This is a genomic window from Rothia sp. 110740021-2 (genome assembly GCF_054263775.1).
Genome location: NZ_JBSZFE010000001.1, coordinates 776,708 through 799,368, shown reverse-complemented (window position 1 = coordinate 799,368; position 22,661 = coordinate 776,708). Strand labels below are relative to the sequence as shown.

Sequence of the window (22,661 nt, the reverse complement as noted above, 5' to 3'; positions counted from 1 at the left end):
CCGCGGGCTACTCGCCGCGCGACGTGCGGGGTCGGGCGGGGCATCCTGCGGGGATTTCGCGGGTTACGTTTGTTGAACGTTTAGATGAGGCAGGTCATCCAGCCGTGGCGGTCCTCAACGGTGCCCAGCTGAATACCGACGAGCTCTTCGCGCAGGCTCTTAGAGATTTCGCCGAAGTGCTCGGTGGGTGCCGGGATTTCGAAGTCTTCAGCCTTGAGCTTGCCGATGGGGGCGACCACTGCCGCTGTGCCGCAGGCGAAGATTTCGGTGATGTCGCCGTTTGCCACGCCTTCACGCCATTCGGTGAGGGTGATGGCGCGCTCTTCGACGGTCATGCCGCGGTCCTTGGCGAGCTGAATCAGCGAGGAGCGGGTCACGCCTTCGAGGATGGTGCCGGTCAGTTCGGGGGTGACGATCTTGTTTTCCTTGCCGAAGACGAAGAAGACGTTCATGCCGCCGAGCTCTTCGATGGCGTCGCCGCGGTGTGGGTCCTTGAAGATGACCTGCTTGCAGCCGTGTTTTTCGCCTTCGGTCTGGGCAATCATGGATGCTGCGTAGTTACCGCCGCATTTTGCCGCACCGGTGCCGCCTTCGCCTGCGCGGGCGTAAGTGGTGGAGAGCCAGATGTCTACGGGTTCGGGGGTGCCAAAGTAGTTACCTGCGGGCGAGCCGATGACGTGGTACTGCACGTGCTTTGCAGGGCGCACGCCGAGGTACGCTTCGGTTGCGATCATGAAGGGTCGGAAGTAGAAGGCTTCACCGTCGCCGGTGGGTACCCAGTTTTCGTCGACCTTCACGAGTTCACGCAGGGATTTGATGAACAGTTCTTCGGGCAGTTCGGGCAGGGAGAGGCGGCGTGCGGAGTTCGCGAAACGTGCCGCATTCTTCTCGGGACGGAAGGTCCATACGGAGCCGTCAGCGTGGCGGTAGCCCTTAATGCCTTCGAAGATTTCCTGACCGTAGTGGAAGATGGATGCTGCGGGGTCAAGGACGAGCGGGCCGTAGGGATGAACTCGTGCGTCGTACCAGGTACCGCCGGTCTTGTAGTCGCCTTCCCAGTCGATGGTGACCATGTGGTCGCTGAAGTAGTCGCCGAAGCCGGGGTTTGCAAGGATTTCAGTGCGGCGTTCGGCGGTGGCTGGTGACTGGTTTGCTTCGTGGCTGAATTCGATGGCCATCGTTCTGCGTTCCTCTTCGTCTAGTTGCCTCTGTGGGCGTTCTTTGAGTGGCGGTTCTCGCGGCGGGGCGAGGGACCAGTGTGTGCCGCCGGGCGCGTTGTCGTACGGGGCAGATGGTGCATCTAGCGGTCTGTGCTAGTCGGATGCATCAAAGCTAGTGGTGGATGGTGTCCACCGCCGAGGTGCCGGGCGGGTGTGCCTGACCTGTTTTAGAGTACCGGAAAGATGCGTTTGCCGCATGTGCGCCTTTTCTCCCATTCAGGATATGAACAGGTGAAGCCCGGAAGGTATGTTCCTTCCGGGCTTCACGGGTGTTTCGCATTCAGCTGCTACGGCTGATAAGTTTTAGCCGCGTGGATTTTAACCGAGGCGTGCGAGCACGTCTGCACCGACCTGATCGGTTCCGCGCATGCTCGCGCCGTTTTCGCGCATATCTGCTTCGACAGCGTCCTCAATGCGGGCTGCGGCAGCATCGTGACCAAGGTGACGCAGCAGCATCGCGCCGGCGAGGATTGCGGCGGTGGGGTTTGCTTTGTTCTGGCGGGCGATATCCGGTGCGGAGCCGTGTACGGGCTCGAACATGGAGGGAAACTCGCCGACGGCGTTAATATTGCCGCTTGCCGCGTAGCCGATACCACCGGTCACTGCACCGGCGAGGTCAGTTATGATGTCGCCGAAGAGGTTATCGGTGACAATCACGTCGAATCGGGCAGGGTCGGTGACCATGAAGATGGTGGTGGCGTCAATATGCAGGTAGTCGGTCTCAACCTCGGGGAATTCAGCCGCGATTTCGGTGAAGTAGCGGTTGTAGAGGCGGCCTGCGTGGGTGAGCACGTTGGTCTTGTGCACGAGGGTGACCTTCTTGCGGCGGGTGGAAGCCAGCTCGAAGGCGTAGCGCACTAGGCGCTCCACACCGTGTGCGGTGTTAAGGGAGACTTCGGTGGCGATTTCGTGGGGGGTGCCGCCGCGGATAACGCCGCCGTTGCCGATGTAGGGCCCTTCAGTGCCTTCACGCACGACGACGAAGTCGATGTTTCCGGGGTTGTCAAGCGGAGAAACTGCACCGGGGTACAGGCGGGAGGGGCGCAGGTTGATGTAGTGGTCAAAGGCGAAGCGCAGCTTCAGGAGCATTTCGCGTTCGATGAGACCGGAGGGAATCTTGCCGCTGCGCGGGTCTGCACCGATGGCACCAAAGAGGATCGCGTCGTGCTGCTTGAGGGCGTCCATGGTGGAGTCGGGCAGAGTTTCACCAGTTTCCAGCCAGTGCTCAGCACCGAGCTTGTAGTGGGTGGGGGTCACGGTGATATTTTCGAGCTCGCAGGCGCGGGCGAGGATGCGCTGGGCTTCGGTAATGATTTCGGGGCCGATGCCGTCACCGGGGATAACGGCGAGGTCGATGCTACGTGCTTCAGTCATGCCTCTACCGTAATACGCGCCGCAGGTGGGCGGTAGAGTGTACGGGCGGGGTCTCAGACTCTGGGCTAATCCCTATCCCTGCCCGGCAACACCTCCTGAATTCTGGGGGTTCTGGATTTTGTGGCGTTCAGATCCCACCGGTTAAAACGATATTCCTCGACTGAATAATCAGCCGGGGAATATCGTTATGATTTCTCACTCAGTGTGAGAGCCCTAAGGGTCTATGCAATTACGCGGTGCGCTTGCAGAGGGAGACCTTGACGTAGCCGTTACCACGTGCGCCACGAGCGGTCGGAGCGTTGCCTGCGGACTCGATAGTACCGCCGGAAAACACCGGGAGCCACGTAGGAGCCACCAGCACCACCGAACTGTGCGAAGCCGGAGCCACCCTTATCGCCAGCGGTGGAGGAGCTGAAGGGCTCCTGCTTGTTCTGCTGGTAAAGCTCAGAACACCGTAGATGTTAGCCCTTGCTGTACAGCAGGGGCTGCTCGCCACCGACGCCGCCGTTGCCGTAGTCCATACCGCCGGTTGCGGGGCGAGTCTGCCAAATCGCTGTGCTATCAATGCAGGGCTCGGACGCCAGGTAAGCTACACCACCTCGATACACTGGAAATATGCCCCTCAAGTACACCGAATCCCAGCAGAACCCACAACACAGCACAGCAACAGCCGAACCCGGCTACGCCGTAACGAATACCCGCGGCAGCTCAGAAAACAGCGACCTGCCCGCTGACGCAATCACTGCCTCCAGCCGCGTGCAAAGCTACCTCAGAGACAAACGTGGCTGGATGAACGTCATCGTCGTCGCACACATGCAGTTCTTCTGCTGCGTGCTCTCCACTGCCTTCATCAACAGCTACGGCTGGATCCCGGTCATCTCCGCGGTCTGCAGCACCACCGCACTCTACTTCCGCTACCGCTTCCCCTACGGAAGCATCTACGTGGTCATCGCGGCGCTCTGCATCACCCTCCTGTCTCCCTTCCCCGACTCACTCGCCATCACCTGCTACCCGCCGGTCAGCCTCGCCGCATACCACACCGGCAGGCACTGGGCCCGCCGCGCCCGCTTCCGCTCCCTCATTCTCGGCTGGGTCGGCGCACTCGCCGTCACCGTACAGACCTTACTCTCACTCCTCTACCACTGGGACGACATACCCGCCCGCATCTTCATCTCCCTGATGCTCGGCGTACTCTGCGGATCTATCTTCACCGTCTTCTGGTTCCTCGGCGACTCCCGCCGCATGCGCGAACTGCGCAGCGAAGAATTCGAAGAACGCGCCCGCCGCCTCGAATACGAGCAGAAACAGGAACGCCGCCTCGCCGCACAGGACGAACGCACCCGCATTGCCCGCGAAATGCACGATATTGTGGCGCACTCACTGTCCAGCATTATTTCTCAGGCGGATGGGGCACGCTACGCCGCCGCAAGCGCCCGCACCGCACGCGCACAGCAAACGCAACTGGAAGAGCAGGTTGAGCAGCCCGGTCAAGCTCAGCTGCAGAGCGCACCGGACATTGCGGAGCAGACCCTCGAACTCATCGCAGATACGGCACGCGACTCCCTCACCCAGATGCGTTCCCTACTCGGGCTACTGCGCACAGACGAGGCAACCTCCTACGTGCCCGTGCCCACCCTCAGCAATGTACCCGCCCTCGTGGAGCAGAGCCGCCGCGCCGGGCTACCCGTCACTTTCACCGGAATCACCGGCACCATGGCGCGCACCCTGCCGCAGGGTGCCGAGCTGGCGGCGTACCGAACCGTGCAGGAGGCGCTCACCAACGCGCTCAAGCACTCCCCCGGCGCGGCAACCGCCGTCACTATTCACTGGGGTGAGGACGGTCTGCACATGCGGGTGCAGAACGACCCGGTTTCTGCTGTTTCCTCTGTCTCGACCTCAGCCTCGAATCAGCACACCAGCAGCCCGGTACCCGGTAGCGGTAACGGTCTGCGCGGCATGAGCGAGCGCATCGCCCTCTACCACGGCACCCTCACCTACGGTCTGCAACCCGATGGCGGCTGGCTCGTTGAGGCAACGCTCCCCTACCGCAACCTCTAATACATCTATACCCTGTTCGCTCCTCTTATTCCTCTACCCCACCACTGTGACTAGGATTGAAACTATGTACTCTTCCGTACCGCAGAACGCCCAGCCGATCCGCGTGATGCTCGTTGACGACCAGCGCCTGGTGCGCGGCGGTCTGAGCATGCTCGTCAACTCCCAGCCGGACCTGCAGGTCGTCATGGAAGCTGATGACGGCCTGGCGGCTATTGACGTTTTTGACCGCATGGTCTCTGAGGGGCAGGCACCGCAGGTCATCCTCATGGATGTGCGCATGCCGCACTGCGACGGGCTAGAGGCGGCGCGCCACATTCTGGAGCGTGACACCCAGCGTGAAATTTCCGAAGATGAGCGGGTGCGCATTATTATGCTCACGACTTTCGATATTGATGAGTACGTGTATTCGGCGGTGCGTGCCGGGGCGAGCGGTTTTTTGTTGAAGGACACTCCGCCGGAGCAGCTGCTGGAGGCGATTCGTACGGTGCACCGCGGCGATGCGGTGATTGCGCCGTCTGCGACTCGCCGTCTATTGGAGCAGATGATTCCGGTGCTGGATTTTCCCGATCCTGCCGCTCCTGTTACCGAGTCTGTTGTTCCTGCCGCCGAGTCTGTGCAGGCTACTCCCCCGGCTGCTGGTCCTGAGATTCCTAAGGCGACGTTTATTCCGGCTGATTCTGCGAGCTTTGAGCCTGTTGCGGATTATCCGCATCGCGAGTTGATTGAGCAGTTGTCACCGCGTGAGTTTGAGGTGCTGGGTCTGATTGCGCGCGGCTTGTCGAATGCGGAGATTACGCGGGAGTTGGTACTTTCGGAGGCGACGGTGAAGACGCATGTGTCGCATGTGTTGGCGAAGCTGGGTGCGCGTGATCGTGTGCAGGCGGTCATTATGGCGTATGAGGCGGGTATTGCCCAGTAGCCGTTCCCTAATATATAGGAATACGGCAGGCTAGAGAGCACGGCAAGCTAGAGGACACAGCAAAGCCCCGGCGGGCGCCTCCTAATCGAGGCACCCTCCGGGGCTCTATTAGTTAGGTGATTTCTTGTATCGCGTCGATGATTCGTTCAAAGTCGCTCATCAGCTCAGGCAACTTATTCCGGGCGACGTCCCATAGGACAGCAAAATCAACACTCACATAGCTGTGAGAAATGATGTTACGAATAGCAATGAGGTACTGCCACTCAGCCCGTTCATACCGTTCATAATCTTCTGGGTATTTTGAACGAATTCTATTGAGGGTTTCGCCAATGACCTGAAAGCGCATGCAGAGCGCGTCCTGGACCACCCCGTTTGAGCCGTCTATCAGGTCTTCATATCGCTCGGGCGTAAAAGCGTAGATACGCTGAGCTGACTCAAGAATCAGAGAGAAGTCATCAAGCGAGCTTTTCATAGCGGCAGCTCCACCATGTCCGGTTCTGCTTCCGCATAGATGCGGGGGCGCAATTGGGTAGCCATATCAACGCTACGGCCGGTCAGTTGTTCAATGCGGTGCTGAGCATCCACCATCTGCATGAACTCATCAAAAGGGGCTACACCCGGCATCTGCACCAGAAAATCCAGGTCGCTGGTTTCGGTCAGCTCACCGCGGGCAGCGCTGCCGAAGAGTCGGGCACGGCGCACACCGGCATCACGGAGGATCTGAAGAACCTCCGCTTCATGGGGTAGCGTGTACCCGCGACGCAGATTGGGGTGGCTAGTGCTCATACACCCATCATACGCGCAAAGCCAGGCTACAGGTCTGCTCCAAGAGCCTGAGAGCACAGTAAAGCCCCGGCGGGCGCCTCCTAATCGAGGTACCCTCCGGGGCTTTACTATCTCACGCTGAGTATCCGGGTTTGCCGGGTACTGTGACTATGCCGGGTTAGCCGCGCATACCCTCAACCGGGGACATGCGAGCCGAACGAGCCGCAGGCAGCGCCGAAGCGAGCATCGCGGCGAGTACACCCACAATGAGGATGACCACGTACCAGATGTACGGCAGGTCAAGCACGAGCGGGGCGCTGGAGCTTACGGCAGCCATCACAATCTTCGCGGAGACCGCACCGATGACCGTACCGGCAATCATGCCGAGCACCACTGCGGCGAGCGTAATCAGAATCGCCTCAATGGAGATCATGCGGCGCAGCTGCTTGCGGGACAGACCCAGCGAGCGGAGCATCGCATTCTCACGGCGGCGTTCGTTGACCGACAGGGTCATCGTGTTCGCCACACCAATGATGGAGATAACCACTGCGAGCATGAGCATCACCAGGGTGAAGGTCAGCATGACGGTCAGCAGCTGGTCAAACGTCTGGCGTTCCTGCAAGCCACCGGTGAAGGAGCTGTCAGGGCTGGCACGGTTCAGTTCAGTCTGCAGGGTCACGTTCTCGCTACTGGTCAGCGGGGATACCGCACGCACCAGAATGACGGTGTCGTTACCGCGTGCCTGGCTGGTGACAGTCAGGTGTGCTGCCTTTGTCTGAGCTTCCTGGTCACCGCTCGCGATTGCTTCTTCCAGGCGCTTCTGAGCTTCCTCAGCGGCGGGGTTAGCAACTACCTGCGGGTTCTTGGCATCCTGTAGTTTAGCGGCGGTGGCAGGGTTGACAATCAGCAGGTTCTGTTTGGTTGCGGACTTGACGGGCTTGAGTTCCACTTCGCCTAGCGGGCCGCGCGCCTTCAGACGGCTGGACTCATTCAATCCAGCGGACTTCCAGAGCCCCTGCGGCACGAGCACGGTGTCGTCAGCAAGGTTCGAGTTTTCGTCGGGCAGGATTGCATTCAGATCGGAGGAGCTTAGCGCCACCAGATCGGAATTCTGGTTGGCGGTCTGGCCCTCGTACTCGACGGTGTAGTCAACCACACCGGCTGCGTAACCAACAGCGGATGCCTGAACGTTCTTAATGCCCTTGACCTTGGAGGCGATATCCTCCGCCTTGGTCACCGTGGAGGCAGCCTCAGACTGGTCGTACGAGCTGTAGTTCGCCTGCGCAGAAATCGGGTACTGCTGATCCAGTGCCTTGACGAACGATGCGCTCAGAACCGTGTAGCCGGTCAGCACAATCGACACGACCAGGGTGCCGACAAGCACAGCACGGCCGGTGGAGACGGTGCGCTTGGGCGAACGCAGAGCGTTGGCGAGCGCAAGCTTACCGGTCTGGGTGCGGGTAACCGTGCCGAGGGCCCGTACCAGCGGAGGTAGTACCAGCGGGGTGATGAGGAAGACCGCAATACCGAGCAGCAGTGCGGCGAGCATGCCGAGGAAGATCGCGGAGTTACCGTCACGTTCGGTGCTGGTTGCCTTATCGAGTGCAGCCACAACAGCGACCACGCCACCGATGGCGAAGAGGGCACCGATGATGGGGCCGATCTTGCCGGGCTTGCTGACTTCGCGGTTAGTGTGTTCGCTCATTGCGCTAATGGGCGAGATGCGCAGGGCGCTTCGTGCCGGGGAGAGTGACGCCAGAACCGTCACGATGGTGCAGAGGAGCACACTCACCAGAATCGGGGTGATCGAGTAGGAGATCATGATGGTGGTGAGGTTTGCACCAACAAGCGCGCCAACCGGGTAGGTCAGCAGCGCACCGATGAGGGAGAACACCACGCCCACGGTAATGGATTCGACGAGTAGCATCCGTACGAGAGAGCCGCCGCGGGCACCGAGGGTACGCAGCAGAGCCAGTTCACGAATGCGCTGGCCAACCAGCACCGCGAAGGTGTTGGAGATGACGAAGGAGGAAACCAACAGAGCCAGTGCCGCGAAGGCACCCAGGACCACGCTAATGGAGGTGAAGACCGTGGAGATACTCTTCTGGTAGTCTTCCAGCAGCTTCTGACCGGTCATGACGCGCGGGTCGTTCTTGGTGTCGCCGCTGCTGAGGGTATCCTGCAGGCTCTTGAGTTTGGCGTCGGTTACGCCGTCCTTGAACTTGAGGTAGATGAGGTTCGCTCCAGCCATGTTCCGGTAGCCTGCCGCGGAGCTCTTGTTTTCTGTCTCGGCTGCTTTCAGGGTGGCTTCGCCGAGGCTGGTGCCGCCAATGAAGACAGCCTGGTTGGTGGTGGAGCCTTCAAAACCGGGGTCGAACAGACCGACGACGGTGTATTCGGCGGTCTTGTCAGTACCGGGGGCGCTGACGGATTCTACAACGTCGGTGCTGGTGACCTTGCCGTTCAGCGAGAGGTTGTGCTTCTTCGCGAAGTAGGTAGAGACCATGATTTCGTGGTCGCTACTGGGGATTTTGCCCTGTACCTTGTACGGAAAGAGGCTCGAGTCGGCGGGCAGCTGGTTGTACTGCACGGGAGTTTTCTGGTCGCCGGTACCGATCGAACCCGTGACAGCGTACTGTACCCAGTAGCCGGAGAGCAGATCGCTCTTTTCTACTTTCTGAATCTGGTCACGAGTCAGGTAGATAGAGGTGCTGTCTTTACCGTCGCTGGTTGTGGCGGCGGAGGCGACGACCGCCTCGGCGCGGGAGAGCACGTCACCCACGGAGGAGTTAACGGTCGCCTGCAGCGAGTTGGTGAGCATCATAATGGCGGCGATGAAGAAGGATGAGATCGCGATGCCTATGCCCGTGAGGATGTATTTTCCTTTGGAAGCGCGCAGATTGGAGCGCGCCACCGTGTTCAATGTGGTTGCCACGGCTTATCGACCTTCCAGCTGTGCCATTGCGCCAAGGACGGCGTCGTAGGTGGGTTCGATCATTTCACCGGCGACCATGCCGTCCTTGATGAAGACCACGCGGTCTGCGTAGGAGGCGGCGTTTGCGTCGTGGGTAACCATGAGGATGGTCTGTGCGTGGTCGGTTGCGGCGGCACGCAACAGGCGTAGCACCTCGGCACCGGAGTTGGAGTCGAGGTTACCGGTCGGTTCGTCGGCGAAGACCACTTCGGGGCGTGCAAGCAGGGCACGCACGATGGCGACACGCTGCTGCTGACCGCCGGAGAGCTGTTCGGGGCGGTGGTCGAGTCGGGTTTCCAGGCCGAGGGTCTTGACCAGGTAGTCGCGCCACTGCGGGTCGGGCTTCTTACCGGCAAGGCCCAGAGGCAGGTCAATGTTCTGGCCCGCGGTGAGGGTGGGCACCAGGTTGAACGCCTGGAAGATGAAACCGATGTGTTCGCGGCGGAACTCGGTGAGGGCGTTGTCCTTCAGGCCGAAGAGCTCGGTACCGCCAATACGGATGGAGGTCGCCGGGTTCGGGTCGGGGGTGTCCAGGGTTGCGATGGTCTGCATCAGCGTGGACTTACCGGAACCGGAAGGACCCATAATTGCGGTGAACTTACCCTGCTCAAAGTCAACGGAGACGTTGTTGAGGGCATGGACAGTGGCTTCACCGATGCCGTAAGTTTTGGAAAGGTTTCGTGCGGAGACGGCAGGCTGTGCCGTCTGTGCGTGATGAGTTGTCGTAGTCATGCTTAAATTATTTCACACAGCGTGGCGCTGACTAGTGGTTTTTTCTCATCCTCCAGGTTGATTTTGGTGGGTGGGCACCGGGTCTTTATCTATGGATTCAGAGTGCCCCACTAACTCCGCGGGCTGAGCTGAGCCTGTGCCGGGCTGGGCTGGATGCAGGCCTCATCCTTAAGGATGAGTGGCGGCTCAATCGGCGTTCTCACAGTGCATCCTTACCCCGCTTCCCTTACCCCTGCTTCTCTGCCTCGTACCCGTACCTATATATGCGAAAACCCCCGGCTCCTCCCCCGTCTGGGGTGGGGAAGCCGGAGGCTTTCATAGACTATCCGTTATAGCGCTATCATTGCAGCGCTATCTCAGGCGCTGTCCACTAGTGTTCAGGCAGTTGTTATGCCTTGGGCGCTTCGTAGCGGGGGAACACCGGTGTGGGTGCGGGCAGTTCCGTGCCGGGCACGAGCGCGGTACCGATGGCTGCGAACTGGCGTGCGTCGCCTTCGGGTACGCCGAGCAGGGTCAGCAGCTTGGCGGTTGCGTCGGGCATGACGGGCTGCAGCAGCAGGGCGACCTTGCGTACGACTTCGAGGGTTACGTACAGTACGGTGTTCATGCGGTCGAGTTCGCCGTTCTTGCGCAAGGTCCAGGGTTCCTGCTCTGCGAAGTAGGCGTTGGTGTCTGCGAGCACAGTCCAGATGCGTTCCAAAGCGCGGTGGAATGCCTGCTCGTCGAAGTCTGCACGGACCGGCTTGTAGAGGGCTGCCGCCTCGTCGAGGATCTTGCGGTCGGCTTCGGTGAATTCGCCGTGGGTGGGCACCGCGCCGCCGCAGTTCTTGGCGACCATGGACAGGGAACGCTGGGCGAGGTTGCCGAGGTTGTTTGCCAGGTCGGAGTTGATGCGGTTGATGATGGACTCTTCGGAGTAGGAGCCGTCCTGGCCGAAGGATACCTCGCGCATGAGGAAGAAGCGTACGGCGTCCAGGCCGAATGCGTCGACGAGGTTTGCGGGGTCGACGACGTTGCCGACGGACTTGGACATCTTTTCGCCGTTCACGAGCAGGAAGCCGTGGCCGAAGACGCGTTTGGGTAGCTCCAGGCCGGCAGACCACAGGAATGCAGGCCAGTAGATGGAGTGGAATCGGGTGATGTCCTTACCGATGAGGTGCAGGTCGGCCGGCCAGTACTTGGTGAACAGTTCGTTGTCGGTATCGGGGTAGCCGAGGCCGGTGAGGTAGTTGGTGAGGGCGTCAACCCACACGTACATGACGTGCTTGTCGTTGCCGGGTACGGGTACGCCCCAGTCGAAGGTGGTGCGGGAGATGGACAGGTCGTTGAGGCCGCCCTTGACGAAGGAGATCAGCTCGTTACGGCGCGATTCGGGGTAGACGTAGCCTTCGTTAGCGTAGAGTTCAAGGAGCTTGTCACCGTACTTGGAGAGGCGGAAGAAGTAGGACTCTTCTTCGGTCCATTCGACTTCGGTGCCGGTGGCGATGGCGTAGCGCTGGCCGTCGCGCACTTCAGTTTCATCTTCTGCGTAGTAGGCTTCGTCGCGTACGGAGTACCAGCCGGCGTACTTGTCAAGGTAGATGTCGCCGTTTTCTTCCATGCGCTTCCAGATGGCCTGGGATGCGGTGTAGTGGTCGGGGTCGGTGGTGCGGATGAAGCGGTCATAGCTAATGTTCAACGCATCGTTCATTGCTTTGAAGCGTGCGGAGTTCTCGTCGGCAAGTTCCTTAGCGGTCTTACCGAGCTTCTCTGCGGTGGTCTGCATCTTCTGGCCGTGCTCGTCGGTGCCGGTCATGAAGCGCACGTCGAAGCCGTCGAGGCGCTTGAAGCGGGCTAGCACGTCGGCTGCGATGGTTTCGTAGGCGTGGCCGATGTGCGGGTTGCCATTAGGGTAGGAGATGGCGGTGGTGATGTAGAACGGAGTTGCAGTCATAACTTTCAGTTTACCGCAGTCTTAGGCTAGGCTCTCACCCTGGTTATGTATAGTCTGAAATGCGACGGCCCAAACACCAAGCCGCCAAGCAACAGACCAAACCGTGACAACCCTCCCCACCCGGTTCGCTAGGCACGGGGTGCACACGAAACTACCGTGCACCCCAACAAACCGGCGGGATAACGCGCCCCTGCCCAACCTGCAGAAACCACCTGAGGAATCGGTGTCGTCCGTAGTGACATCAGGGTGTCCGAGCTCTGCGAGGACAGGTCCCCCTGTAGGAACAAGGAGAACGCAAAAATCCCGCCAATTCCGAAGAATCAGCGGGATTTTCTTTGATGTGCGCCCCCTGGGACTCGAACCCAGAACCCATTGATTAAGAGTCAATTGCTCTGCCAATTGAGCTAGAGGCGCTTATTTATTTTTCAAGGTCTCCCTTGCAACGATTAAATACTATACGGCATTTTATGAATGCCTGCAACTCAATTAATAATGAACTGCATCACACATTTGCCAGGTGGTGCTTTTCAGCTTGAAATAGCAAAGAATCCGGCGCTCCACCCCTCCTCTATGTGGGGCGAGAGGTGAAACGCCGGATTCTTAGAAAGCTATTGCTGAGCTACCGTTTAGCGAGCGACGGAACCTTCGGTGTAGTCGTCGTCAACGGAGTTCCAGGAGAACAGCTCGCGCAGCTTGCGGCCGGTTGCCTCGATGGGGTGTGCCTCGCCCTTTGCGCGCAGTTCCTTGAACTCGGGTGCGCCTGCAGCCTGGTCTTCCATGAAGCGCTTTGCAAAGTTGCCATTCTGGATGTCTGCCAGGACAGCCTTCATGTTTTCCTTGACCTCGGGGGAAATCACGCGGGGGCCGGAGACGTAGTCGCCGTACTCTGCGGTGTCGGAGATGGACCAACGCTGCTTAGCGATGCCACCCTCAATCATCAGGTCAACGATGAGCTTGAGCTCGTGCAGAACCTCGAAGTATGCGATTTCGGGCTGGTAGCCAGCTTCGGTGAGGACCTCGAAGCCGTACTGGACAAGCTGAGAGGTGGAGCCGCAGAGGACTGCCTGCTCGCCGAACAGGTCGGACTCGGTCTCTTCGGTGAAGGTGGTCTTGATGACGCCTGCGCGGGTTGCGCCGAGGCCCTTTGCGTAAGACAGCGCCAGTGCGAGTGCTTCGCCGGATGCATCCTTCTCAACTGCGACCAGGGCGGGAACGCCGCGGCCTGCTTCAAATTCTCGGCGGACGGTGTGGCCGGGACCCTTGGGAGCAACCATTGCCACGTCGACACCCTCAGGTGCGGTGATGTAGCCGAAGCGGATATTGAAGCCGTGTGCGAAGAACAGTGCGTTGCCGGGCTTCAGGTGAGGTTCGATGCTTTCTGCGTAGACCTTTGCCTGGACCTGGTCCGGGGTCAGAATCATAATGACGTCTGCTTCTGCTGCTGCTTCTGCAACGGTTGCGACTCGCAGGCCTTCTGCCTCAGCCTTGGCACGGGACTTGGAGCCCTCGGACAGACCGACGATGACCTTCACGCCGGAGTCACGCAGGTTCAGTGCGTGTGCGTGGCCCTGGGAGCCGTAGCCGATAACTGCTACAGTGCGACCCTGAATCAGGGAGAGGTCTGCGTCGTCGTTGTAGAAAATGGTTGCTGCCATTTCTTCTCCTCAGTAAGTTTGGTATGCGGCCCAGGCTGGGCTCAACATTGACTATTCTACTTGATAGCTTTTGGGATGCAGGCTTACGAGAGTGCTTCTCAGATTTTGGCTGAAAGTATTTGTACCCTGCTTTATCGGGGGGGGGCCGGGGTTTTCGGTGCCGGATTTTCTGTACCGAGCTTTTCAGTACCTGGCACTCCCCCGCCCGCACTGTGAACTGGTGTGTTTCGGTGGTGCGGGCGGGACTGCTACAAGGGTAGCGTGGGGAGCACTAGATGCACTCGTGCTAGATACGTTCGCTCATGGCGCGCGGGCCGCGTGCCAGGGCGATGGTGCCTGCGCGAACAATTTCGCGAACACCATAGGGTTCCAGAACGTCCAGCAGTGCGTTGAGCTTCTCCGCAGAACCGGTTGCCTCGATCACAACAGACTCGGGGGAAACGTCAATCACAGATGCACGGAACAGGTCTGCCGCCTGGACGATCTGCAGACGTGCCACTGCATCCGCCTTAACCTTAATCAGGATGTGGCCGCGCTGGGTGGAGGATTCGGCAGGAAGCTCGACAACCTTCAGCACGTGAACGAGCTTGTTCAGCTGCTTGGTAATCTGCTCGATGGTATGGGCGTCACCCTCGGTCACGACGGTGATACGGGAAACACCGGGGTTTTCGGTGGGGCCCACAGCCAGGGAGAGGATGTTGAACAGACGGCGGGAGAACAGACCGGAGACGCGGGTGAGAACGCCCGGCTTATCTTCTACCAGAACGGACAGAGTGTGCAGAGCCATTAGTTCTCTCCCTCACGATCGAACTCGGGCGAAGTGTTCTTCGCAATCCAAATCTTGTCATTAGATACGCCTGCCGGGACCATGGGCCAGACAAGGGCGTGGGGGCTGACAGTGAAGTCAATGACGACAGGGCGGTCGTTGATTTCCAGGGCAGCCTTAATGGTGGCATCCACATCCTCGTCGCGCTCGCAACGGAAGGTTGCACAGCCATATGCTTCACCAAGCTTGACGAAGTCGGGGATACGTACGGTGCCGTGACCGTCCTTCAGGTCTGTGTTGGAATAGCGCTCGTTGTAGAACAGAGTCTGCCACTGACGCACCATACCGAGGGAGGAGTTGTTGATGATGGCAACCTTCACGGGAATGTTGTTATGTGCGCAAGTGACCAGTTCCTGGTTGGTCATCTGGAAGCAACCGTCACCGTCAATAATCCACACGGTGGATTCGGGGTGCGCAACCTTAGCACCCATACCTGCAGGAACGCCGTAGCCCATGGTGCCCAGACCAGCGGAGCTAATGAAGTGGCGGGGGTTCTCCTGCTGAATGTAGTGTGCACCCCACATCTGGTGCTGACCAACGCCGGTGACGTAGTATGCGTCAGGACCGGTCAGAGCGCTAATACGCTCGAGGACGTATTCGGGCGAGCCGAGACCGTCGGTGGGCTTCTCGTAGCCGAGCGGGTAATCCTTGCGGATAACATTCAGCTCGTTCCACCACTCGGTGAGATTCGGCAGCTGGTCTGCGAATTCGGTGGAGAGCAGGTCGGTCAGCTCAGGCAGGACATACTTGAGGTCGCCGACAATCGGAACATCCGCGAAGCGAATCTTCGAAATTTCTGCCGGGTCAACGTCAATGTGGATGACCTTAGCCTCGGGAGCGAAGGAGTCAAGCTTACCGGTAACGCGGTCATCGAAGCGTGCACCGAGGGTAATCAGCAGGTCAGACTTCTGCATTGCTGCGACGGCGGGGACGGTACCGTGCATACCGGGCATACCGAGATTCTGGGGGTCCGAGTCGGGGAACACGCCAATAGCGTTCAGGGTAGTGACGACGGGTGCACCGATGAGCTTAGCCAGCTTGTGGAACTCTTCGGAAGCACCTGCACGGACCAGGCCACCGCCAACGTAGAAGACGGGGTGCTTGGACTCGGTAATGTACTTTGCGGCTTCGTGGATCTGCTTGGAGTGGCCGCGAGTGACGGGGGTGTAGCCGCGCAATTCGAGGTCCTCAGGAATACCGCGGTATTCCATCATGCCAACCTGTGCATCCTTGGTGACGTCCACGAGCACGGGGCCGGGGCGGCCGGTAGATGCGATATGGAATGCTGCTGCGAGCGCACGGGGGATGTCTTGCGGGTCGGTAATCATGAAGGAATGCTTGGAGATGGGCATTGCCATGCCGACAATGTCAGCTTCCTGGAATGCGTCGGAGCCAAGCAACGCGGTGGACACCTGGCCGGTGATTGCGACCAGCGGGATGGAGTCCATGTTTGCGTCGGCGATTGCGGTCAGCAGGTTGGTTGCACCGGGGCCGGAGGTTGCGATGCACACGCCGGTCTTGCCGCTGGACACCGCGTAGCCCTGAGCTGCGTGGCCTGCACCCTGCTCATGGCGGACCAGGATGTGGCGAACCTTCTTAGAGTCATACAGTGGGTCATAGGTCGGCAGAATAGCTCCACCAGGCAGGCCGAATACGTCAGTCACACCCAAATCTTCGAGGGTGCGGACGATTGCCTGAGAACCGGTCATGCGTTCTGCGGGAGCGTTTACCGCGTCATCAGAAGTGGAAAATCCCATGGTCATGGAAATGCCTCGTGTCTTAATGGTTCTTCGTTATATTCAATGTTCTGCAGGAGGATTGTGTGGTCCTCACGCATCCTATGCCCGGGGGTACCAAGCTATAAAAAATGCCCCTCGCTGTTGGTGGTAGCGGTAGGGGCGCTCAGTCGCAGTGAATAGACCCTGCCACTCGCCCTAGGAGACGAATACAAGGTTGATAATTCGCTGGTGCATTGCTGTCTTCACCCTTCCATGATGAAGCCCTGGGCGGGGGTGAGTCAAATCTCTATGGGGTATCGTGGCGGTTTCTGCACGGAAACCCCCAAGTCAACCTTCTTCTTTCATGATGTGGACACTTTGCGTGTGTACGTGGATTTTAGCGCAGGTTTTTGAACAGGTGAGAAAAACTCGCTTTTTTGGATGTCATGGCGCGTAATATGTGCGAATACTCGTGACCTTCTTCCTTTGCCCCGGTAGACTGATTTCTATGACCGAACCGATTATCACGGTCGCTGATGAGCTGACCGAAGCAAGTAAGTACGCAGAGGTTATCGACCCCCGTAACTCTATTGAGAGTAGCGAGTTTTTGACGGGCGAGGAACTCATTCGGGTTCTGCACCCGGTTTTTGACGAGCAGATTATTAACTACGGTGCATACAATTTGGTGTATGCATCTGGCCGCGCGGTGTACCGTAATCCTGATTTGGCGTTGCATCAGCATCCTGATCAGGAGCATTTTATTGTGGGGTATCAGGATGCGCCTGATGAGGTGATTATTGCTCCGGTGAATTTGCCGGCGTTGACGCCTGCGGGTACTGCTACGACGATTGATAATACGAATGCGCTGCATGCGTATCGTGTGGGTGACGATGCGGTGACAATCGAGTCGGTGAATGGTAGCTCATTCTTCTTGTCTTTTGAGGATAATGCAGAGCTTTCGACTCGCTTTGGCACTGGACTTTTGGAGCAGGGTCGCGATGTTGAGGATTTCCGTGAGTTTGTGACGCGGATTTGGCCGGTCCTGTAGTCAAGACTTTTCGTATGGAAAGCCCACCGCACCCCTCTGGGTTTGCGGCGGGCTTTCCTATACCCAAACGCCAAGCCGCCAGGCAGCACGCTAAACCACGACAGCCTTCCCCCGCCCCGCATGCAAAACTCCCAACCGCCACGCAACACGCCAAACCGCGACAGCCCTCCCCCTCCCAAGTTTGCTAGGCACGGGGCGCACATGGTGAACCACCGCGTACCTGCCGCAACCCCGGCGGGACCGAGCGTACCTCAAATACCGATACACGCGGAGGTGCATATATCCTCTGTCGCGACATCAGGGTGTCCGAGCTCTGCGAGGACAGGTCCCCTGCAGGGGCAAAGAGGATAATATGCACCTCAAGCCATGAAGACTGTATTTCAAGGGAAACGCAAAAATCCCGCTGATTCCGAAGAATCAGCGGGATTTTCTTTGATGTGCGCCCCCTGGGACTCGAACCCAGAACCCATTGATTAAGAGTCAATTGCTCTGCCAATTGAGCTAGAGGCGCTTATTTATTTTTCAAGGTCTCCCTTGCAACAGAAAAATACTATACGCGAGTTTTCATGGTTCACGCAAGTTGATTTACAGTGAGGCTGGACACATTGTTTGAGTGAGGTGTGTGAGACACTAGTGTGTACACTGTGTGGGGCGCGTCCGCACCCCTCCCCTGTTGTTTTGAGGAGTTATTATGAGTGATCGTCTTGAGCCGGGTGCTCCGGCGCCTGCTTTTTCGTTGGTTGATTCGGCTGGTATTACTCATAGTCTAGGTGACTATGCGGGCAGTAAGGTGATTTTGTATTTTTATCCGAAGGCGTCGACTCCGGGTTGTACTAAGGAGGCGTGCGATTTCCGCGATAATTTGGCATCGTTGAAGTCGTTGGGTTACGTAGTGTTGGGTGTTTCTCCGGATTCGCCGGCGGCTATTGCACGTTTTGTGGAAAAGGAATCGTTGACGTTCCCACTGCTATCTGATGCTGATCATGCGGTTGCCGAGGCGTATGGCGCGTGGGGTGAGAAGAAGAATTACGGCAGGGTGTACGAGGGTCTGATTCGTTCGACGTTTGTGATTGATGAGCGGGGTATTGTTTCTGTGGCTCAGTACAATGTGCGTGCGACAGGTCATGTGGCGAAGCTGCGTCGTGATTTGGGTATTGACCCGAAGTAGGGGCATGTTTCCTAGAGCTTGCATATCGCCATTCTGATGCTTCTTAAGGGGGCTGCTATTCGGCATATTTTCGGGCTTTTCCCTATGGGGGCTTCTTTTACGGCTTGGAGAACCTTGGTTCCTGGTGTACACTAATTTTTTGTTGCCTCAGACGCATACATCTTCGGATGTGGGGTGACGCTACGCGCGAGTGGTGAAATTGGCAGACACGCAGGATTTAGGTTCCTGTGCCTTATGGCGTGGGGGTTCAAGTCCCCCCTCGCGCACAAACACATTTTACGTTGGGTCCGCCGTCACGGTTTTCGTGGCGGCGGGTTTTCTTGTATGTGCCTTGCCGGGGTGAGTGTGTCTCGCCCGGTTGGGTGTTGAACCGTTATCCTGAGAGGTAAGCATCCGCGACGGAAGAGAGGACGCTCCCGTGCAGCATCAGCCTTATGCATCATCAGCTGTTGGCAATTCTGGCGCACTGCTTCGAGCCACTGTCGGCTCGAGCGGCTTGAGTCGACGCGCCGTTTTGCGTTTTGGCGCACTTTTTAGTGCTGGTTTAGCACTTTCTGCGTGTTCTGGTCAGTCTTCTACTGGTTCGTCTGCTAGTTCATTGGCGAGTGCGTCGCCTGCTGATGTTCGTCGTATGTTCCGTTTTGCACAGGGTGCGGCGCCATTGGGTTTGGATCCGGCATTGTTTCCTGTGGCGAGTACGTATCAGGTGACGGCGCAGGTTTTGCAGACGTTATTGGTGGCGAATCATTACACGGGCGATCCTGAGGTTCAGGATTCTTTGTGTGCTGAGTGGACGGTTTCTGATGACCGTTTGGTGCATACGTTTGTGCTGCGTGAGGCGCATTTTAGTAGTGGCGTTGCATTGACTGCGGATGCTGTAGTGCAGAATTTCCAGAGATGGCAGGCGTTAGCTACGGGGCAGGATACTTCTGCTCATGCGGTGCCTGCTCAGCCTTTATTTGCATGGGGTTTTGGTGTGCCAAAGCCAGGTTCTATTGATTCTTCGGCAGTGGAGCCTGCGCCTGTTCAGGCGTCTCCGTCGGGTGCGACTACTCCGTCTGCTTCTGCTAGCGCGTCTGTTTCTCCAAGTGCTTCCGCGGCTGATTCTCCGCACGCTACTCCATCGGTTCCTGAGCCTGCACTGCCGGATGATAAGAAGAGCGCACAGAAGGCGAATGCCGCTCAGTCGCCTGCGGTGCAGTCGTTTTTGCCGTTGGTTTCGTCGGTGGTAGCGAAGGGCAACTCTGTGGTGGTAACCCTGTCGCGTCCTTCGTTGGCGTTCCCGCGTATTTTGACGCAGCAGGCATTCGGCATTATTGATCCTTCGCTTTTTGGTGCTGATCAGAAGCTGACGGGCAACCCGGTGGGTACGGGTGCGTTCCGTGTGGAGTCATTCGAGGCTGGCATGGTGCGCCTGCTGAAGAACACCCATTTTGACGGTCCGGTACCTGAGCTGGATGAGATTCAGATTTCGAGCCTCACTTCGTCGGATAAGCGTTATTTTGCGCTGATGGAGGGTCATATTGATGCGTGTGATCAAGTGAATTCTTCTGATCTGGGTCAGTTGGCGCGTGATGGTTATCAGACTCCTGGTCGTGACCCGTTCTCGCTGGTGTATTTGGGGTTGAATACAGCGCATCCGGTGTTGAAGAATATTTCGGTGCGGCGCGCTATTTCGCATGCGGTGGATCGTGGTGCGTTACATCAGTATTATCCGCAGGGCACCTCGGATGCGCAGACGCTGATTTCGCCGTCATTCCGTATTAAGGCTAATGATGCGAAGGATTACACGGACCGCAATCAGAATATGGCGCGCTCACTGTTAGCGGCTGCTGGTTATGAGAATCAGATGATTGAGTGCTACTACCCTGCCGATGTTTCTCTGCCGTGGATGGATACTCCGCAGAAGGTGTATTCGGAGATGGTGGGTTCGCTGATTGAGGTGGGTCTGAATATTAAACCGGTGCCGTTGCCGTGGGCTGAGTATTTGGAGAAGAGCCGTGATGTTTCTTCTGAGCGCGGTATTACGTTGGCTGGTTTCTACGGCATGTACCGTGACCCGTATGCGTTCTTTGGTCCGGTGTTGGCGCAGTTGATTGCGGAGCATCAGGTGCGTTCGTTGATTACGAATGCGCCGACGGATATGACGACAGGTTTGACAAAGAAGAATTCTGATTTTCCGTCGTCACATGGTGCGGATTCGAATGTGCAGATTTCTGCGACTCCGAGCCCGCAGCCGAGTTATTCGCCGGATCCGTTGTCTCCGGAGGAGGTTTCTGCTTCACCGAGCCTTTCGGCGACTCCTTCACCGTCGCCTACTGCTGCAGCGGTGGCGCCGTCGCCTCGTTTTACTGAGGTAATGGAGGCGATTCGTACTGCGGATTCTGCTGTTTCGGTGGATTCGCAGCGTGAGTTGTATGCGAAGGTTGTGTCTCAGTTGGGTCAGTTTATGCCGGCTGTTCCGTTGTTGAATGTGACGTCTAAAGTGGCTGTGAGCCGTGAGGTTCAGGGTTATCAGACGGAGCAGAATGCGATTGAGCTGTTTGGAAAACTGCGTAAGTTGTAGACAGTTCAGGTTTGAGTGTTGCATTGTGCGCGTGTTTGGCATGCCTTGAAGGGTCTATGCCCCCAAAGAAACTAGTGTGTGAACTGTAACACCCTCCTGTTATTTGCTGATTCTAGCTATGCCTCCCCCGCTAAAAGGAGTAGGCTAGATGATGTACCCCACAGTCATTGTGCCCAAGGACGGGCACCCTCACCCTAAGGGAGAATTCAGTGGTAGCACGTACTGAACGAACCGACGTCGTCCTGGTCGGCGGCGGCATCATGAGCGCCACCCTCGGTGTGTTCCTCAAGGAACTCGAACCGACCTGGAATATTATCCTGCTCGAACGCCTCGACAAGGTTGCTCAGGAATCCTCCAACCCCTGGAATAACGCAGGTACCGGCCACTCGGCACTGTGCGAGCTCAACTACGCTCCCGCTGGTCCTGACGGTACTGTCTCCGCTGCCAAGGCGCTAAACATTAACGAACAGTTCCAGATTTCTCGTCAGTTCTGGGCATCCCTGGTGGAGAAGAATATCCTGACAGACACCAGCTTCATCAACCCGGTCCCCCATATGTCCCTGGTCTTCGGTGAGGACCACTCCAAGTACCTCGCAGCACGCTACGACTCTTTCCGCAAGGAGAAACTCTTTGAGCGTATGCAGTTCTCCACCGACCGCGAGAAGATTGCTGAGTGGGCTCCGCTGACTGTCAAGGGTCGTAAGGAGAACGAGCCGATGGCAGCAACCTGGTCCCCCGAGGGTACTGACGTGAACTTCGGTTTCCTCACCGAGCAGCTGGTCGCTTACCTGCAGACCAAGGGTGTTGAGGTTCGCTATGGATATCAGGTCACCAACCTGAACCGTGAATCGAACGGCTCCTGGCAGGTTGAAGCGATTAACCGCATCAACAAGAATGAGCCCCTGAGCATCAACGCAAAGTTTGTCTTCCTCGGAGCCGGTGGTGGCGCCCTGAACCTGTTGCAGAAGTCCGGCATTGAAGAGGGTAAGGGCTACGGCGGCTTCCCCGTTTCCGGCCTATTCCTGCGCAACACCCACGAGGCGACCGCAAACCAGCACAACGCTAAGGTGTACGGTCAGGCTTCGGTGGGTGCACCTCCCATGTCTGTGCCTCACCTGGACACCCGCTACGTGGACGGCAAGCGTGCCCTGCTCTTCGGACCCTACGCCGGTTTCAAGACGAACTTCTTGAAGCAGGGTTCCGTACTGGATCTGCCGAAGTCCCTACGCCTGCACAACCTGTACCCCATGACCCGTGCAGGTCTGGATAACGTCTCCTTGGTCAAGTACCTGCTCACCGAGCTGTTGCAGAACAAGAACGCTCGCCTGGAGACCCTGCACCAGTACTACCCCGAGGCTATCGGCGACGAGTGGGAGCTCATCGAGGCGGGTCAGCGCGTCCAGATTATGAAGAAGGACCCGAAGAAGGGCGGCATCCTGCAGTTCGGTACCGAGGTTGTTTCTGCAGCGGACGGCTCCATTGCGGCTTTGCTGGGCGCTTCCCCCGGTGCTTCTACTGTGGCTTCGATTATGCTGAACCTGCTGGCGAAGTGCTTCCCCTCCAAGATTGCTGGTTGGGAGCCCCACCTGAAGGAGCTCATCCCCGGTTACGGTGTGAAGCTCAACGATAACCCTGACCTGGCTGATGAGCTGATGGCTCACACCGCTAAAGTTCTGGGTATTCACAACTAGTTTTCAGCTAGTCG

General features: G+C 58.1%; 18 protein-coding genes and 3 tRNA genes. 7 read left to right on the top strand and 14 right to left on the bottom strand.

Annotation, left to right across the window (positions count from 1 at the left end):
* Nucleotides 1-80: 80 nt before the first annotated feature.
* From ACUXHH_RS03395 to ACUXHH_RS03380, 4 genes are all read right to left on the bottom strand, one after another.
* On the bottom strand, nucleotides 81-1,178 hold the full coding sequence (locus ACUXHH_RS03395; RefSeq protein ID WP_458390822.1) for a branched-chain amino acid aminotransferase: 1,098 nt from the start codon (nucleotides 1,176-1,178) through the stop codon (nucleotides 81-83).
* A gap of 360 nt (nucleotides 1,179-1,538) precedes the next feature.
* Nucleotides 1,539-2,594, bottom strand: coding sequence for a 3-isopropylmalate dehydrogenase (locus tag ACUXHH_RS03390; protein WP_279788868.1), 1,056 nt, complete (start codon nucleotides 2,592-2,594; stop codon nucleotides 1,539-1,541).
* Nucleotides 2,595-2,823: 229 nt separating this feature from the next.
* Entirely contained in the window at nucleotides 2,824-2,982 is a 159-nt protein-coding gene (locus ACUXHH_RS03385) for a hypothetical protein (protein ID WP_279754190.1), read from the bottom strand.
* A gap of 73 nt (nucleotides 2,983-3,055) precedes the next feature.
* On the bottom strand, nucleotides 3,056-3,202 hold the full coding sequence (locus tag ACUXHH_RS03380) for a hypothetical protein (RefSeq protein WP_279740275.1): 147 nt from the start codon (nucleotides 3,200-3,202) through the stop codon (nucleotides 3,056-3,058).
* Nucleotides 3,203-3,209: 7 nt separating this feature from the next.
* Between ACUXHH_RS03380 and ACUXHH_RS03375 the strand changes: the two genes are divergently transcribed.
* Nucleotides 3,210-4,652 carry a histidine kinase gene (locus tag ACUXHH_RS03375; RefSeq protein ID WP_458390821.1) on the top strand — a complete coding sequence of 481 codons (1,443 nt, stop codon included), beginning with the start codon at nucleotides 3,210-3,212 and terminating at the stop codon, nucleotides 4,650-4,652.
* A gap of 64 nt (nucleotides 4,653-4,716) precedes the next feature.
* Nucleotides 4,717-5,571: a response regulator gene (locus ACUXHH_RS03370; RefSeq protein WP_458390820.1), complete on the top strand. Its 855-nt coding sequence runs from the start codon at nucleotides 4,717-4,719 to the stop codon at nucleotides 5,569-5,571.
* A gap of 112 nt (nucleotides 5,572-5,683) precedes the next feature.
* On the opposite strand, the gene ACUXHH_RS03365 is transcribed toward ACUXHH_RS03370, so the two are convergent.
* The 9 genes from ACUXHH_RS03365 to ACUXHH_RS03325 all read right to left on the bottom strand — a co-directional run bounded on the left by ACUXHH_RS03365 (nucleotide 5,684) and on the right by ACUXHH_RS03325 (nucleotide 16,219).
* A complete protein-coding gene (locus tag ACUXHH_RS03365; protein ID WP_279754194.1) occupies nucleotides 5,684-6,043 on the bottom strand; it encodes a HepT-like ribonuclease domain-containing protein in 360 nt (119 codons plus the stop codon).
* A complete protein-coding gene (locus ACUXHH_RS03360) occupies nucleotides 6,040-6,357 on the bottom strand; it encodes a nucleotidyltransferase family protein (RefSeq protein WP_279754195.1) in 318 nt (105 codons plus the stop codon). The genes ACUXHH_RS03365 and ACUXHH_RS03360 overlap by 4 nt, the downstream gene beginning before the upstream one ends.
* A 157-nt stretch (nucleotides 6,358-6,514) precedes the next feature.
* The gene (locus ACUXHH_RS03355; RefSeq protein WP_458390819.1) at nucleotides 6,515-9,271 is read right to left on the bottom strand and encodes an FtsX-like permease family protein; all 2,757 of its coding nucleotides are present in this window, start codon (nucleotides 9,269-9,271) and stop codon (nucleotides 6,515-6,517) included.
* A 3-nt stretch (nucleotides 9,272-9,274) separates the two neighbouring features.
* Nucleotides 9,275-10,042, bottom strand: a complete 768-nt coding sequence (locus ACUXHH_RS03350) for an ABC transporter ATP-binding protein (protein WP_279740285.1) — start codon at nucleotides 10,040-10,042, stop codon at nucleotides 9,275-9,277.
* Between the two features lie 388 nt (nucleotides 10,043-10,430).
* The gene (gene metG, locus ACUXHH_RS03345; RefSeq protein WP_458390818.1) at nucleotides 10,431-11,975 is read right to left on the bottom strand and encodes a methionine--tRNA ligase; all 1,545 of its coding nucleotides are present in this window, start codon (nucleotides 11,973-11,975) and stop codon (nucleotides 10,431-10,433) included.
* Between the two features lie 341 nt (nucleotides 11,976-12,316).
* Nucleotides 12,317-12,389 (bottom strand) — tRNA-Lys (locus ACUXHH_RS03340).
* A gap of 212 nt (nucleotides 12,390-12,601) precedes the next feature.
* Nucleotides 12,602-13,630: a ketol-acid reductoisomerase gene (ilvC, locus tag ACUXHH_RS03335; RefSeq protein ID WP_005508646.1), complete on the bottom strand. Its 1,029-nt coding sequence runs from the start codon at nucleotides 13,628-13,630 to the stop codon at nucleotides 12,602-12,604.
* 286 nt (nucleotides 13,631-13,916) lie between these two features.
* A complete protein-coding gene (ilvN, locus tag ACUXHH_RS03330) occupies nucleotides 13,917-14,417 on the bottom strand; it encodes an acetolactate synthase small subunit (RefSeq protein ID WP_279740290.1) in 501 nt (166 codons plus the stop codon).
* Nucleotides 14,417-16,219 (bottom strand): acetolactate synthase large subunit, encoded by a 1,803-nt coding sequence (locus tag ACUXHH_RS03325; protein WP_279790103.1) that lies wholly within the window; start codon nucleotides 16,217-16,219, stop codon nucleotides 14,417-14,419. Before ACUXHH_RS03325 ends, ilvN begins: the two co-directional genes overlap by 1 nt.
* Nucleotides 16,220-16,682: 463 nt before the next feature.
* On the opposite strand from ACUXHH_RS03325, the gene ACUXHH_RS03320 reads away from it, so the two are divergent.
* A complete protein-coding gene (locus tag ACUXHH_RS03320) occupies nucleotides 16,683-17,222 on the top strand; it encodes a hypothetical protein (RefSeq protein ID WP_279740292.1) in 540 nt (179 codons plus the stop codon).
* A gap of 438 nt (nucleotides 17,223-17,660) precedes the next feature.
* On the opposite strand, the gene ACUXHH_RS03315 is transcribed toward ACUXHH_RS03320, so the two are convergent.
* Nucleotides 17,661-17,733: transfer RNA gene (locus ACUXHH_RS03315), tRNA-Lys, on the bottom strand.
* A gap of 180 nt (nucleotides 17,734-17,913) precedes the next feature.
* Here ACUXHH_RS03315 and bcp point away from each other — a divergent pair.
* From bcp to ACUXHH_RS03295, 4 genes are all read left to right on the top strand, one after another.
* The gene (bcp, locus tag ACUXHH_RS03310) at nucleotides 17,914-18,390 is read left to right on the top strand and encodes a thioredoxin-dependent thiol peroxidase (RefSeq protein WP_314077695.1); all 477 of its coding nucleotides are present in this window, start codon (nucleotides 17,914-17,916) and stop codon (nucleotides 18,388-18,390) included.
* 184 nt (nucleotides 18,391-18,574) lie between these two features.
* Nucleotides 18,575-18,656: transfer RNA gene (locus tag ACUXHH_RS03305), tRNA-Leu, on the top strand.
* Nucleotides 18,657-18,808: 152 nt separating this feature from the next.
* On the top strand, nucleotides 18,809-20,956 hold the full coding sequence (locus tag ACUXHH_RS03300; protein WP_458390817.1) for an ABC transporter substrate-binding protein: 2,148 nt from the start codon (nucleotides 18,809-18,811) through the stop codon (nucleotides 20,954-20,956).
* A 209-nt stretch (nucleotides 20,957-21,165) separates the two neighbouring features.
* Nucleotides 21,166-22,647 carry a malate:quinone oxidoreductase gene (locus ACUXHH_RS03295; RefSeq protein ID WP_279754202.1) on the top strand — a complete coding sequence of 494 codons (1,482 nt, stop codon included), beginning with the start codon at nucleotides 21,166-21,168 and terminating at the stop codon, nucleotides 22,645-22,647.
* Nucleotides 22,648-22,661 lie beyond the last annotated feature (14 nt).